Origin of the sequence: Musicola keenii, from assembly GCF_014855505.1 — a bacterium.
GTDB lineage: Bacteria > Pseudomonadota > Gammaproteobacteria > Enterobacterales > Enterobacteriaceae > Musicola > Musicola paradisiaca.
This window is the reverse complement of the sequence record NZ_JAAWVW010000023.1, coordinates 34,925-48,840: the sequence shown is the minus strand read 5'-3', so window position 1 is coordinate 48,840 and position 13,916 is coordinate 34,925. Positions and strand designations below refer to the sequence as shown.

The following is a 13,916-nucleotide window of genomic DNA, read 5'->3' as shown; positions in this document are numbered from 1 at the left end:
TAGCGCCATCCGGCACATAACGCAGCTGCGCCGTCGCACTGAGCAGCAGCGCCGATGAACTGGACACCGTGCCGACGCTGAACCAGTTGGCCCCGCTGTCCGTCGAGTATTGCCACGCCCCGTTGCCGCTCAGCGTCGTCAGCGCAATACCGCTGACCGCGCCGCTGTCCGCATCCGCATAACCGGCAGCGCTCAACAGCGACGACACCGTTGTGGACGACGAGGTGACGTTCTCGCTCGTGGAGGTCAGCGTCACCGACGCGCCGCTGGATAAGGTCGGCGCGTCATTGACGTCGCTCACCGTCAGTGACGCCTGCGCGCTGTTGCTGGAGAACGCGCTGCTGCCGCCGGTGGTCGAGGTATCCGCCAGCCCCCGGGTCGCCCCTGTGGTGGCCGTGCCGCTGGTCTGATCCCAGGCGTTGAAACTGAAGGCGGCGGTTTCGCCGTTAGCGCCATCCGGCACATAACGCAGCTGCGCCGTCGCACTGAGCAGCAACGCCGATGAACTGGACACCGTGCCGACGCTGAACCAGTTGGCCCCGCTGTCCGTCGAGTATTGCCACGCCCCATTGCCGCTCAGCGTCGTCAGCGCAATACCGCTGACCGCGCCGCTGTCTACATCTCCATAGCCCGTTGCACTTAGCAACGACGACACCGTTGTGGACGACGAGGTGACGTTCTCGCTCGTGGAGGTCAGCGTCACCGACGCGCCGCTGGATAAGGTCGGCGCATCATTGACCGGCGTAATGGAGAGCACCGCCTGGTTAGTACCGGCGCTATTCAACGAGCCGTCGTTGAACGTCCAGTTCAGGGTGACACTGCTCGGCGGACTGTCGGAACTGTTGGTATAGGTGATGGACTGCAAGACCGCATCGACAATCGCTGATGTCGCGTTGCTGTTGAATGTCAGCGCCAGCGTACCGTTTGAATTGGTGGTGACGCTGCCCACCGTCGTACCGTTGTAGGTAAAATTTTGCCCTTGCGTCAGTGTTCCCAGTAAACCGCTGTTGCCAAAAACATCGTTACTGCTGGCCCCGCCGTTGCGGGCGATGGTGAGCGATGCGCCGTTATAGTTGCCCTGGCTATTCAGCTCGGTATCCGCAACCGTGACATCACTGTCAATCACCACCGCGCTGCCGTTTTCGGTATAGGTGCCCCCGCCATTCAGGTTGCTGAATACCGGTGCGGAGTTGGTGGTCGAGGTGAGCGACGAACTGTTGGCCGCCGTCAGGCTGCCCGAAGTGGCCTGCAAGGCCAGCGTATCGGTACTGCCGCCGTTGGTATATTGAATAATCAAACCTGTGTAGGTAGCGATGCCCCCAGACGGCGTCAACGTTACCGTCGTGCCACTGGCATCCTGATCGCCGGATGTGACCGTAAGACTGTTGACGGTGCCATCGACCGTTCCATCGTTAGGGTCAGTGACCGAAAGCACGATGTTGGTGGTGTAATCCTGATCCACCATGCCGTTGGCATCGACCGCCTGCACCACCGGCACAGTGGTAAAGCTGGTGCTTTGACCATCCTGAACCGTGGTGGGGTCGGGCTGGGTGGAAAACACCAGTCGCGTCGCCACCACATCTGGATTGATCGATGCCGATGTAACGCTGATCAGGCTGCCGGACGCCGCTGTCAGCGTAAAGTTGGCGTCTGCGTCGCTGGCCGAGGTGTACTTCACGCCGCTGAAGGTGGCAATACCGTTTGAGGCAGTCACTTGGGTGGTACCGGTCAGCGAACCGCTGCCATTTTCGCTCAATGTCACCGAGCCGCTGAAATCAGTATCGATATTGCCGCGATCGTCAACAGCATACACCACAGGTTGGGTGGTAAAGTTGACGCCGCTGACGACTGAGGTAGACGGAGAGACGTTATAAACCAGTTTAGTGGCCGCCACATCAATACTGGCGCCGCTGCTGTTGGTGACGCTGGACTGGCTGCTAGCAAAGGTGGAACTGCCCGACCCAGTGGTAAAGTTACTGGCATTGACGGAGAGTATCACCGTGTGGTGATCGGTGATGTCGTTATTGCTGGCGTTATCGCTGTAATACGCCTTGATGGTGTAGGTTTCATTGCCGCCATCAGCAATCGATAAGCTGAGCCCGGAAAACGTAATTTTGCCGGTACTGCTGCTGTACGTACCGACGATATCAGTGGCATCCGGCCCACTGAGCAGGAAGATCATATTGCTCAGTTCTGATGATGTCGCGGTGCCGGTGACATCCACCGACAAGGTGCTGACGGTAGTGGCGACGCCATCCGATGCCCCCGTATCCGTGATGGTAAAATCCAGCAATGAGGTGGCGCTGGCAACCGAAGTTGCGGTGGTGGAAAACGTGGTTGCCTCGCTGGCTGCGCCGGCTGTTACTGTGGAGGTAGTGTCTGTTGACGTGATGGCCCGGACATCATTGATCACCAGATCCTGCATGCCGAAGGAAGGAATCGACGAGCCATTACTGGTTTTAATCGTCACAGAAATGACATCGTTAATCGCGGTTTGACCATTACTGAATGAGAAACTTGAAATGGTCTGCTCACCATCTTGTGTAGCAAGAAACGATGCTGTAGCCGTCGAGTTATCTGCATACGTCACGGTGATCGTAACGGTAGGCGCGCTTTCACTGCCCGACATCGACTCGGCATAATATTTGAACGAATTAATATCGAATGTATAGCCTGTCGCAGAGATCGTCACCTCAGTCTGATTGTTGACGTAATCAGAGCTATAAAGGTAATCAACACCAGAATATGTCGCGTTACCAAAGGAATCGACAGAAGTAAAGGTGATCGTCGCACCGCTCACCTGGCGCGTGAATACAGGCGATGTATAACTAAATTCACTTTCATGACCTGTATCACCAAAGGTCAGCGTATCCAGTAAATAATCATAATTACTGAACGACAGACCATGGCTATCGATGATGCCATCTTTGTTAACAGCCTCTAGCGTCCAGTTACCGCCAAGCGTTGATGCCCCGGTCGCATCCGTCGACGCGGCCACATCGGCACCCGTTAAGTCGGCCACTTCAGTAAGAAACTCCGCACCCGTATTGCTTGCCACATCACACCCGTACAGCAACAGATCCCCATCCTCCGTCAACGCGGAACCCAGCGTCGCCAAATCAGCGGCTCTTGATGCTGCCGTCGTCGTATTTAACGTTAACGTCCCCAGCGAAACCTGGCCTTCACTGCCATGGCTGATGATATGGATCGCATCATAGCCGCTGTGTGTTTGCGCCCATTCCGCCATCTGGGTCAGGCCATCTTTGCTGCTGTCTAGCAATACGACTTCTGTTCCGGCAGGCACCTGATTGACCAACGTTTGGTAATCAGCCACTGACGTGTCGACAAACACCACTTCTTTATGGGGAGTTTCACTGGCGACCGCCACAGCCTCGCTGCTATCAGAGGTTGTGCTCTGTGTACTGGTCCCTGAGGAAGATGAATCGGTGTGGTCGGTAGTACCATCGGCATGGCTACCGTCAGTCTGAGCGGCCGTCTCGGTTGAGGCCGTTTGCGTGGTCGTGGTTTGAGTTTCTGCGGTTTGATCGACCGTGGCGGCAATCGCACCATCAAACAACATACGGGCTTCCAGTGCATACCCCAACGGGATCTCGGAAACCGATGCAACCGGGCAAACCGAATGGCTGCCTTTCTTACGGAACAGATGACGCCATAACATAGAAGGACTCCGAAACCTCAAATTGCTGTCAACAATGATGCCAGTCAGTAACCGAACCGTTTGAAAACAAATAAATAATCGTTTTTTATTATGAGCAACTGTTTCAAATGACAAGAAAAGTTCAATTTATGTCTTCAGTTTGTAAATTGACAGTTATTTTTACATTTTGTGCTGTTTTCTGTGTTGTGATACCACTCGTTATTAGCAGCCAGAAGGGAGACAAACCGCCCCCCTTTCATTGAGCATCGCCTCAAGGACGAGTCGGGAAATACCCTCTGACTGCAATACAGGCCGTCATCACTAACGACGGATCGCGCACCGGTACCGAGACCACAACCGGCACCGTTACCGGAGCAGGCGTCGTCACATTCGCCCCCACCGTGACCGCCCCCGTTACCGGCAGGCTGATATTGCCCGATGCCGTTCCTGACAACTGGCCGCCGGTCGCGGTACCACTCACCGTACCGCTCGCGGTGCCGGTAACGCTGCCGTCCGGCCCTACCTGCCGATCGTTGGTGCCCGAAGGTGCATAGATCTGAGCAGTCGGCCCACCAACAGAGGTCAACAAGGCTTTATCCGTGAGACTCACGCTTCTGCCAGTGGTGGTGGACGAACCGATTTTGGCGATACCGGTGACACCCAGGCTGGTTACAGCGCTAAAAGGCAGGCTGGTGATACTGCCGGACAGCGCCAACGAGGCGGTGCCGCTGGCGACCGGTACTGAACCGGCGGTGCCGTTCAGCGTCAAGGTCGCAGGGTGCGTATGCGGTGGAATCTGTGCGGCAGTGAGCGTCACCGAGCCGTAACTGACAACGTTTGAGACTTCCTGCCCGACATACTGCCCTTGAGTATAAACCGACGTTGTTCCAGGTAGCTGTAGCAGGCCCGCGCCCATCACGGTTCTGCCCCGCAAATTAGGCACCGCGAAGGTTCCAGATGATGCACTACCACCATAAAGGGTGCCAATCACCGCATAGAGTGCCTGATACTGAGAGATGTTCAGCGTTTGGCCATTTGCAGGCAAATAATCATCGGCCGGGCAATAGGTACCGGCCATATAGCAAATGCTGCCGATATATGCGCCGTCGGCAGAACAACCCGCTACCGCCGGCGGCAAAAATACGCCGGCACTCAACGTGACGGCAATAGCTGATTTAACGAACAGATGTTGGACACGCTTCATACATCCCTCTCCTTAGACTGATACCGCTTCACCGCACGATGAAAGGCACCAGATAATTTTAATTATGCTGTGCCATCCCCATAAAATTGGGGGGCAGACTGTCACGAGATAGAACGAGGTAGAGCGGAAACGCATTGGGCTACAGTCAAAACATAGCCCAGCCGAGGTCAATCCGCCGCGTTAACCAAGAAATATTTATTAACATTGCGATGAGGGATAGATAAAAAATTTTACCTAATTATGCAGAACCATACCGAAACGTGGCTTAGCAAGGTTGTATCACTCCGTTCTCGCCGTCTTACCCAAGTAAAACGCCGTGTATTGATCCGCCCAGGCGGCAAAGATTCCTTTGCCGCCCTTGTACTAACAACCATCTTACGGACGAGATGGATAAATTCCCTCTACTGCAATACAAGCCGTCATCACTAACGACGGGTCGCGCACCGGTACCGAGACCACTACCGGCACCGTTACCGGAGCAGGCGTCGTCGCATTCGCCCCCACCGTGACCGCCCCCGTTACCGGCAGGCTGATATTGCCCGATGCCGTTCCTGACAACTGGCCGCCGGTCGCGGTACCACTCACCGTACCGCTCGCGGTGCCGGTAACGCTGCCGTCCGGCCCTACCTGCCGATCGTTGGTGCCCGAAGGTGCATAGATCTGAGCAGTCGGCCCACCAACAGAGGTCAACAAGGCTTTATCCGTGAGACTCACGCTTCTGCCAGTGGTGGTGGACGAACCGATTTTGGCGATACCGGTGACACCCAGGCTGGTTACAGCGCTAAAAGGCAGGCTGGTGATACTGCCGGACAGCGCCAACGAGGCGGTGCCGCTGGCGACCGGTACTGAACCGGCGGTGCCGTTCAGCGTCAAGGTCGCAGGGTGCGTATGCGGTGGAATCTGTGCAGCGGCGAGCGTCACCGAGCCGGAAGTAACAACGTTTGAGACTTCCTGCCCGACCTTCTGCCCTTGAGTATAAACCGACGTTGTTCCAAGTAATTGGCCCGCACCCATCGCGGTTCTGCCCCGCAAATCGGGCAACATAAAGTTGGTGGTCGCATTCCCCCCATAAAGGGTACCAATCACCGCATAAAGCGCCGGATACTGGGATACGCTCAATGTTCGACCATCTGCGGGCAAATAATAATTTGCCGGGCAATAGTTACCGGCCATATAACACACACTGCCGACGTAATCTTCAACCGAACAAGCAGCAGCGGCCTGTGGTAGCGACACTCCAGCGCTTAGAGCAACGGCAATCGCGGATTTAACGAACAGATATTGGACACGCTTCATACATCCCTCTCCTTAGACCGATGCCGTTTCACCACACGATGAAAGACACCAGATAGTTGTAATTATGCTGTGTCACCCCAACAGAATGGGGCATCTCAGGCTGTCACGAGATAGAACGAGGTAGAGCGGAAACGCATTGGGTTACAGTCAAAACATAGCCCAGAGAGGGTGATTTGCCGCGTCAATTTAGAAAAATTTCTTGATATTCACGAAAGGAATAGATGATCAAAAATTATAAATACACATTTATATCCACATAGATGCGATGCGCATCAAAAACCGCTTTCCCGAATCCCCAGCGCCGCCACCCGCCGCCATACCGCGCCGAGGATAGACTCACGTTCACCATCCAGTATCACGCTACCCCGCAAAGGTTGTGGCGGTGGCAGCCGATCATCCTCCACCCGAAAACGTATGCTGTACTGCGCCTGAACCGGCAGAGGGTTGTGATCCCGATCGCGGCGCACAGCGATCGGGCCGTGGCGATCGGACGCCAGCATTTCCCGTTGCAGGTAAGCAACGCCAGTGGGCGCGATATCGTTCAGTCGCACCGCCAGACGGGGATACGCCGGGTCATCGGCGATAAACGTGCCTGGCGCCCCCTCCTGCGCCCGTTTCAGCGCATCCTCCGGCAAATATCCCTGCACTCGCCCTGCGCCCGCGTCGACCACCCGCAACAACGGCATATCCGCCGTCAGCCAGCGCCCCACCGTCATATCCCGTGTCACATCCCTCACCAGCCCCGCCTGCGGCGCGACGATCGACAACCGTTGCTGCTGCGCCACCAGCCCTCGATAGCGCGCCAGCGATTCCGCCAGTTGCCGGTCAATCACCTGGGTTTCGCTGGCGGTTTCCTGACGCGCCGCGCCGCGCAGCAGCTTTTGCTGTAACACGGCGATCTGTTGGCGCTCAATCGCGATGCGATAATCCAAATCCGCAGAGGTCAGCTCCAGCAACACCTCTCCCGCCTTCACGCTCTGACCATCCACCACATGCAGCGCCTTAACCTGTGCCGGAATAGGCGCATACAGCACGCTGACATTTTCCGCCTCCAGCACTGCCGGAATGCGAATGCTGCCGCGCCATGGAAACAACAGGAATGCCAGAACCGCCGCGCAAATCAGGGCGGATCGCAGCACATTGATGGGGCGTGCCGCGTTACGCATAGACCACCATACGTACATCTCCTTTACAATCGGCAGCGCCACAAACCAGCCGATCTCAACCAGCATCAGGCCAATGCCGACCAGCTTGATGAAAAAGTGATACACCACCAGTGCGATACCGGTGAACAGGAAAAAGCGCCACACCCACGAGGCGTAACCCCAGATCAACAGTTTACGTTGCATGATAGGCGACCAGGTTTGCGGCGCCGGTCGACCATAGCCAAACAACGCTTCGCGCAGCCGCCAGCGACACAGGGCATAAGCGCGCTCCTGCAAATTCTCCACGCGCCAGAAATCACTCAGCAGGAAATAACCGTCGAACCTCATCAGGGGATTAAGATTGACGACCAATGTGGTTATCCAAGTTGCACTAGAGAGCATAAAAACAGCGCTGCGCACCGGGCCGTCAGGCAATAACGCCCATACCAGCAGTGCGATACCGGCCAGCAGCAGTTCCGCCAGAATGCCGCCGGCGCTGATCAGCAACCGGGCGCGATGATCCTTCAGTTTCCAGGCATCGCTTACATCGGTATAGAACAACGGAAACAGCACGATAAACGCCACCCCCATGTTTTGTACCCGGCATCCCGCGCGTTTGGCCATAAAAGCGTGCCCGAGTTCGTGCACAAACTTGGCGCAGAACAACGCGACGCCGAAAGTCGCCATACCTTGCAGGCTGAACAAATGGGGAAACGCATGGGTATAACGCACCCAGTCCCGGCTGACCAGAAAACCGCCCAGCAGTAGAATCAGCGGCAACCCAAAACGCAAAAAAGGCCGGCCATAACGCTGCAACCCAGGCCAACAGCGGCTCAGCCACGGGTCGGGACGCCACAGCGGAATACGGAAAAACAGGTACTGGTGCAGCAGGGACTTCCACAGGCTAGTCCGCATCGCCCCGGCTTTGATGGCATAAGCTTGCCGTTGAACCGGATCGCTGGCGGCGATCAGATCGTGATGACGCAGGAAGCGCAGCAATTGTTCCAGATCGCTACGCTGCAACAGCAGGCCCGGCTCGGTATTGGCGGCCGCCAGTACCGACTGAAGCTCCCGCAACGACCAATGCCGCAACAGGCGAATCGCCGAAGGCGTCAGCGTGAAGTAACGTCCGGTAGCCGGGTCAGACAATACCCATTGGGGCGCGCCATCCAGCCCTGCGGCCGACGCCACCAGTTGCAGATCGGCCCGCAGCGCCGGCAGGAATTCACTCATATCCCCACCGACTGACGCAATACCGCCAGCGGACGGCGGAACAGATAGACCGCCAGCGGCACATATTCGCCGGAGACTTTCGCCGTCCCTCGCAACCCGATGCGCGGCGGCTCGCCGGTGAAACGCGCATCCAGCCGATAAGCCAGATTACCTGCCGGCGTCGGCTCGGATTCATAAGCGATGCGATCCAGCAGCGCATCATGCGGCGTGACCGGATCGCTGTCGAGAAACAGGGTTATCGGCGCATCCGGCGCCAGACGAATAGCGTCGCCGACATCCAGCTCAATACGCAACGCCACCTGCGTCGGATCCGCTAAATCCATCAGGCGCTCGCCGGTTCTCACCGGTTTACCGCTCCAACGTTCAGCATCGGCAAATACGGCGATGCCGTCACGTTCGGCGCGAATCTCGGTGCGCCCCAGCAAGGCGTTGGCATAATCGCGTTCGGCGCGCTTCTGTGCCACCTGCGCGGCGAGGAAATCCAAGCGCGCCTTGGAATCGGCATCCTGAAACGCCCGTTGCGAGCTGGCGCGGTATTCCGCCTCCGCCACATTCAGCGCCCGTTCGGCGACATCCGCCTGCGCTTTCAATGTGGTGTCGTCGAAACGTACCAACAGGTCGCCTTTACGCACGCTCTGGTTAGGCTGAACGGCAAAAGACTGAATAACGCCATCCAGCGGCGCAGCGACCACACGCCCGTTAAACGGGATCACTTCTGCCGGCGCCAGCACCGACTGGCGTACAGGAATCAACAAACACGCCGCGATCAACAGACAGGGAATGGCGATCTTCCAGCGCCAACGCGCACGCCGCCAGGAAGAGAGTGGCTCCAGCGCCAACCAGGCGTGAGCGAAGGCGTGAGAGAGCCGCTCCGCCAGCAGTTGTTCGGCGTTCTGCCAGGGTTGTTCTCTGGCATACCAGATGCCGCCGAAAGGGCGCCCATGGCGATCGTTCAACGGCGCCCATAACGCTTCCGGTGCCGAAAGCGTTTGCCAGTCGTTGCGGGTTTGCTGATCCAACGACGCGGCAACAACCTGCGCACATCGCCCATCCGGCGGCAGTTGCGCACAGGCACGTTCAACAAAGGCGACAAAAGGGGCGTTGGGCGCAGGCTGCGTCACACCAGTCACGGCCCGAACGCGGCCGTTAATCACCAGCGCCGCATGGCGAAAACCAAACAGTGTCTGGCTATCGTTGACGATACAATAGGCCAGTTCTTCAACCGTTTTCGCTGAGCGGGCCTGATGCTCGAGATCCAGAAACCGGGCGAAAACACGTTCAGTGGAAACAGGTGGCGTTGTACTCAAAGTGACTCCGGAAAATGCGCTGTGCCGCTCATACCGGCCATCAGGCTGCTGTCCTGGGTTTCGATAATGCCGATCAGATTTAGCGTTTGGCTGCTTTCATCAATTCTGGCCCCCAATCGGGCGACGTGGGCGCGTAATGGTTTACCGGTTTCATCCGGCGTAAACGTGAAAGCCAGCCCAGGTTTAAGCACGGACAACCCACGGGAAGGAACCAGCAGATTGATCTCCAGACGACGGTTATTAACGATATCCAGCACCGGCATGCCGAGGCCGACGCTTTCATGCTCCTGAGCGCGCCGTTTCACTACCTGCCCATCGAACGGTGCCGGTATGCGGCAACGATTAACCTGAATCTGATAGACCTGGCTCTCCGCCTGCGCCTGGGCAAAACGGGCGGCAGACAACGCTACTGCATGCCGCCCGACCGATTTCATCTGCGCCAACTGCTGGTTCTGGCTCAACTCTGCCTCCGCCGCCCGCGCGGCTGCCTGTGAGGCCGCCAGCTGCGCCTGATAGATAGAGCAATCGAAGCGCACCAGCAGATCGCCTTTTTTAAACGACTCCCCTTCCCTGAACGGCATTTCAACGATACGCCCCGCCAAATCACTGGATAACGTTGCCTGATCTATGGCGACCAGAATGCCGCGCGCCGAGTTGTCGGCGGGCGCCAGGCTCGGTGTCTGGGAAGCGGGAGCAGCCAGCAGCGGGTCATCCGCCCGAACCTGAGCACCGCACGCCAGCGCCAGCGCACAAACCAGCCCGCCCGCAACACGTCGGGCTCGCGGATAGTTAGATGTCATGCTTACTACTCCCAGCCTGTTAAATCGTCGGTTCCGCCGGATGTACCATAGGAAAACCAGCGCATTATGTTCATTAGTGGTTGTTATTTCTGGAGTATAGCAATCAGTCGGGGAAAAAAGACCAACCAGCCCGGCAGAAAATCCGCGCATGACAGCAAAGCAGGAATAGCGAAACACAGAGAGTGAAGAGGACAAAAACAAAAAAACCACCTTCCGGTGGTTTCCTGCATCATGCAGATATACATCTGCACAACTGAATTTGGAGCGGGAAACGAGACTCGAACTCGCGACCCCGACCTTGGCAAGGTCGTGCTCTACCAACTGAGCTATTCCCGCATTGAGGTGCCGTACCTGAATTTCACTGCCGGTACGGGTTGCGCATTATACGAGAAAAGTTTTGTGCCGCAAGCCCTCAAACATAAATCCTCGTTCAAGTGCCGACAAAACCGTCAAAGCGCCGAGATTTTGTCCATGGCGACCGCCAAGCGGCCGTTTTCTGAACGTTCTCCCGCAGTGCGCGACGCACCTGGCGGGAGCGACATCGTGATTACAGCTGAATAAAGTGCTCGCGGTAATACGCCAGTTCCGCAACGGACTCGCGGATGTCATCCATCGCCTGATGGGTGTTGCGCTTTTTGAAACCGGCCAGCATCTCCGGCTTCCAGCGACGAGCCAGTTCTTTCAACGTACTGACATCCAGGTAGCGGTAGTGGAAGTAGGCTTCCAGTTCCGGCATATAACGGAACAGAAAACGGCGATCCTGACCGATGCTGTTACCGCAAATCGGCGATTTGCCCGCCGGCACCCACTGTTCCAGAAAGCGCAGGGTCGCCAGTTCGGCGGCGCGGTCGTCAAACGTACTGGCCTTGACGCGATCTACCAACCCGCTGGCGGTGTGAGTACGCACGTTCCAGTCATCCATCAGCGCCAGTTGGCTGTCGGATTGGTGCACCGCCAACGTCGGGCCTTCCGCCAGGACATTCAGATTGGCGTCCGTTACCAGCGTGGCGATTTCAATAATGCGGTCGCGCTCGGGATCCAGCCCCGTCATTTCCAGATCGATCCAGATCAGGTTGTTTTCGTTTACCATCGTCGCCTTTCCTGTGGAGTCAAGCCGCTGCCGGGCTATGCGCGTCCGGTGGCGGTTAATTAAAATGAAATAGTGTGTATTATAATCGCTTCAATTGTCACGGGCGATAAGCGATGAACCGAGAGAAACCGCGTGAGTAAAAAGAAACTGTCAAAGGGCCAGCAGCGCCGGGTAAGCGCCAACCATCAGCGTCGTCTGAAACATGCCGATCACAGCGTCGAATGGGATGACAACCAGTTGGGCGAGCCGCAGGAAGGCGTCATTATCAGCCGTTTTGGCATGCATGCCGACATCGAAGCACCGGACGGCGTCCTGCACCGCTGCAACATTCGCCGTACCATCAGCTCGCTGGTTACGGGCGATCGCGTCGTCTGGCGCGCAGGCAACGAGACACTTTCCGGCATCAGCGGCATCGTCGAAGCGGTGCATCCGCGCCAATCGGTGCTGACCCGCCCGGATTACTACGACGGGCTTAAGCCCATCGCCGCCAATATCGATCAGATCGTGATCGTCTCCGCCATTCTGCCGGAACTGTCCCTCAATATTATCGACCGTTATCTGGTGGCTTGCGAAACGCTGGAGGTCGAACCGTTGATCGTGCTGAACAAAATCGATCTGCTGGACGAAGAAGCGCGCGAATTCGTAGAAGAGGTGATGGATATCTATCGCCGGCTCCATTACCGGGTGCTGATGGTGTCCAGCAAGACCCAATCCGGCATCGCCGAGCTGGAAGCCGCCCTCACCCATCGCATCAGCATCTTTGCCGGCCAGTCCGGCGTGGGCAAATCCAGTCTGCTCAACGCCTTGCTCTACCCCGGCGAAACGCGCATTCAGATTAACGATGTTTCCGACGGCTCCGGGCTGGGCCAGCACACCACCACTGCGGCTCGGTTGTATCACTTCCCGCATGGCGGCGATGTGATCGACTCCCCCGGCGTGCGGGAATTTGGGCTGTGGCATCTGGAGCCGGAACAGGTGACGCGCGGTTTCATCGAGTTTCGCGACTACCTCGGCAGCTGCAAATTCCGCGACTGCAAACACGATACCGACCCTGGCTGCGCCATCCGGGAAGCGCTGGAGCGTGGAGAGATAGCGCCGGAACGTTTTGATAATTACCATCGCATTCTTGAAAGCATGACGCAGGTAAAAACGCGCAAATCCTTTTCCGGTTCGGATAACTGACATTTATCGTATCCACCGCTACAATGCGCCCCTTTCCACCGCGAACACTGACTATAACGAGGTTGACTGTGCTGGACAGTATCAAGATCGCGCTACACCATGCGCTTCCGAAAGTCGGGTTAACCCGACTGGCAGGCTGGGCCGCCGACAAGCAGGCGGGCAGATTGACCAAACTGGTGATCGACCTGTTCGTCCGCTGTTATAAAGTCAATATGCAGGAGGCGCAGCAGCCGAATACCGCCGCCTACCGCACCTTTAACGAATTTTTCGTCCGCCCGCTGAAGCCGGGCATTCGTCCGGTGGATCCACTGCCGCAACGCCTGGTGATGCCAGCCGACGGTATGATTTCCCAACTGGGCGTCATCGACGATGACCGTATCCTGCAGGCCAAACAGCACGACTACTCACTGGAAGCGCTACTGGCCGGTAACTACATCATCGCCGATTTATTCCGCGACGGTCTGTTCGTCACCACTTATCTTTCGCCGCGTGATTACCACCGCGTGCATATGCCGTGCGACGGCGTACTGCGCGACATGATTTATGTGCCGGGCGATCTGTTTTCCGTTAATCCGCTCACGGCGGAAAACGTTCCCAATCTGTTTGCCCGGAATGAACGGGTTATCTGTCTGTTTGATACGCCGTTTGGGCCAATGGTGCAGATTCTGGTGGGCGCGACCATCGTCGGCAGTATCGAAACCGTTTGGGCCGGGGTCGTTACGCCGCCGCGCGAAGGCATCATCAAGCGCTGGGCTTACCCGCCGGAAGGCGAAGACGCCGTCGTGCTGGAAAAAGGCGATGAGATGGGTCGTTTCCGGCTAGGCTCCACGGTGATCAATCTCTTTTCACCAGGCCACGTGCAGTTGATGCCTGGGCTTGCCAGCCAAAGTACCACCCGGATGGGCGAAGCGCTGGCTGAAGCGTTAACACCGGCTGATTCGTCCCCCATCAACGGCAGCGACTACCGCCAACATACCCCCTGACCCCGTCATCGCCATCAC

At 57.2% G+C, this 13,916-nt stretch carries 10 protein-coding genes and 1 tRNA gene; 3 read left to right on the top strand and 8 right to left on the bottom strand.

Annotated elements, in window-relative coordinates; translation table 11 throughout:
• The 7 genes from HEP82_RS17820 to HEP82_RS17790 all read right to left on the bottom strand — a co-directional run.
• The coding region (locus HEP82_RS17820; protein WP_192459294.1) for a DUF4347 domain-containing protein at positions 1-3,679 on the bottom strand (3,679 nt) is incomplete at its 3' end.
• Positions 3,680-3,929: 250 nt separating this feature from the next.
• The gene (locus HEP82_RS17815; RefSeq protein WP_192459293.1) at positions 3,930-4,862 is read right to left on the bottom strand and encodes a phage tail protein; all 933 of its coding nucleotides are present in this window, start codon (positions 4,860-4,862) and stop codon (positions 3,930-3,932) included.
• A 375-nt stretch (positions 4,863-5,237) separates the two neighbouring features.
• Complete coding sequence (locus tag HEP82_RS17810) at positions 5,238-6,158, bottom strand: phage tail protein (protein WP_192459292.1); 921 nt, start codon at positions 6,156-6,158, stop codon at positions 5,238-5,240.
• 272 nt (positions 6,159-6,430) lie between these two features.
• The gene (locus HEP82_RS17805; RefSeq protein WP_192459291.1) at positions 6,431-8,536 is read right to left on the bottom strand and encodes an HlyD family efflux transporter periplasmic adaptor subunit; all 2,106 of its coding nucleotides are present in this window, start codon (positions 8,534-8,536) and stop codon (positions 6,431-6,433) included.
• Positions 8,533-9,843, bottom strand: coding sequence for an efflux RND transporter periplasmic adaptor subunit (locus HEP82_RS17800; RefSeq protein WP_192459290.1), 1,311 nt, complete (start codon positions 9,841-9,843; stop codon positions 8,533-8,535). The genes HEP82_RS17805 and HEP82_RS17800 overlap by 4 nt, the downstream gene beginning before the upstream one ends.
• Positions 9,840-10,643, bottom strand: coding sequence for an efflux RND transporter periplasmic adaptor subunit (locus HEP82_RS17795; protein WP_192459289.1), 804 nt, complete (start codon positions 10,641-10,643; stop codon positions 9,840-9,842). Before HEP82_RS17795 ends, HEP82_RS17800 begins: the two co-directional genes overlap by 4 nt.
• 260 nt (positions 10,644-10,903) lie before the next feature.
• Positions 10,904-10,979: transfer RNA gene (locus tag HEP82_RS17790), tRNA-Gly, on the bottom strand.
• On the opposite strand from HEP82_RS17790, the gene HEP82_RS17785 reads away from it, so the two are divergent.
• The gene (locus HEP82_RS17785) at positions 10,953-11,204 is read left to right on the top strand and encodes a hypothetical protein (protein WP_192459288.1); all 252 of its coding nucleotides are present in this window, start codon (positions 10,953-10,955) and stop codon (positions 11,202-11,204) included. The genes HEP82_RS17790 and HEP82_RS17785 overlap by 27 nt on opposite strands.
• Here the strand turns inward: HEP82_RS17785 and orn are convergent.
• Entirely contained in the window at positions 11,191-11,733 is a 543-nt protein-coding gene (gene orn, locus HEP82_RS17780) for an oligoribonuclease (RefSeq protein WP_012764106.1), read from the bottom strand. The genes HEP82_RS17785 and orn overlap by 14 nt on opposite strands.
• 132 nt (positions 11,734-11,865) lie before the next feature.
• Here orn and rsgA point away from each other — a divergent pair, with 132 nt between their 5' ends.
• Positions 11,866-12,915 (top strand): small ribosomal subunit biogenesis GTPase RsgA, encoded by a 1,050-nt coding sequence (gene rsgA, locus HEP82_RS17775; RefSeq protein WP_192459287.1) that lies wholly within the window; start codon positions 11,866-11,868, stop codon positions 12,913-12,915.
• Between the two features lie 68 nt (positions 12,916-12,983).
• Positions 12,984-13,898, top strand: a complete 915-nt coding sequence (gene asd / locus HEP82_RS17770) for an archaetidylserine decarboxylase (RefSeq protein WP_192459286.1) — start codon at positions 12,984-12,986, stop codon at positions 13,896-13,898.
• The last annotated feature ends 18 nt before the right edge of the window (positions 13,899-13,916 follow it).

What these genes read in the sequence shown, in the direction of transcription:
- HEP82_RS17815 (WP_192459293.1), bottom strand. Translation starts at nt 4,862, where the DNA reads ATGAAGCGTGTCCAACATCTGTTCGTTAAATCAGCTATTGCCGTCACG.
- HEP82_RS17810 (WP_192459292.1), bottom strand. Translation starts at nt 6,158, where the DNA reads ATGAAGCGTGTCCAATATCTGTTCGTTAAATCCGCGATTGCCGTTGCT.
- HEP82_RS17805 (WP_192459291.1), bottom strand. Translation starts at nt 8,536, where the DNA reads ATGAGTGAATTCCTGCCGGCGCTGCGGGCCGATCTGCAACTGGTGGCG.
- HEP82_RS17795 (WP_192459289.1), bottom strand. Translation starts at nt 10,643, where the DNA reads ATGACATCTAACTATCCGCGAGCCCGACGTGTTGCGGGCGGGCTGGTT.
- orn (WP_012764106.1), bottom strand. Translation starts at nt 11,733, where the DNA reads ATGGTAAACGAAAACAACCTGATCTGGATCGATCTGGAAATGACGGGG.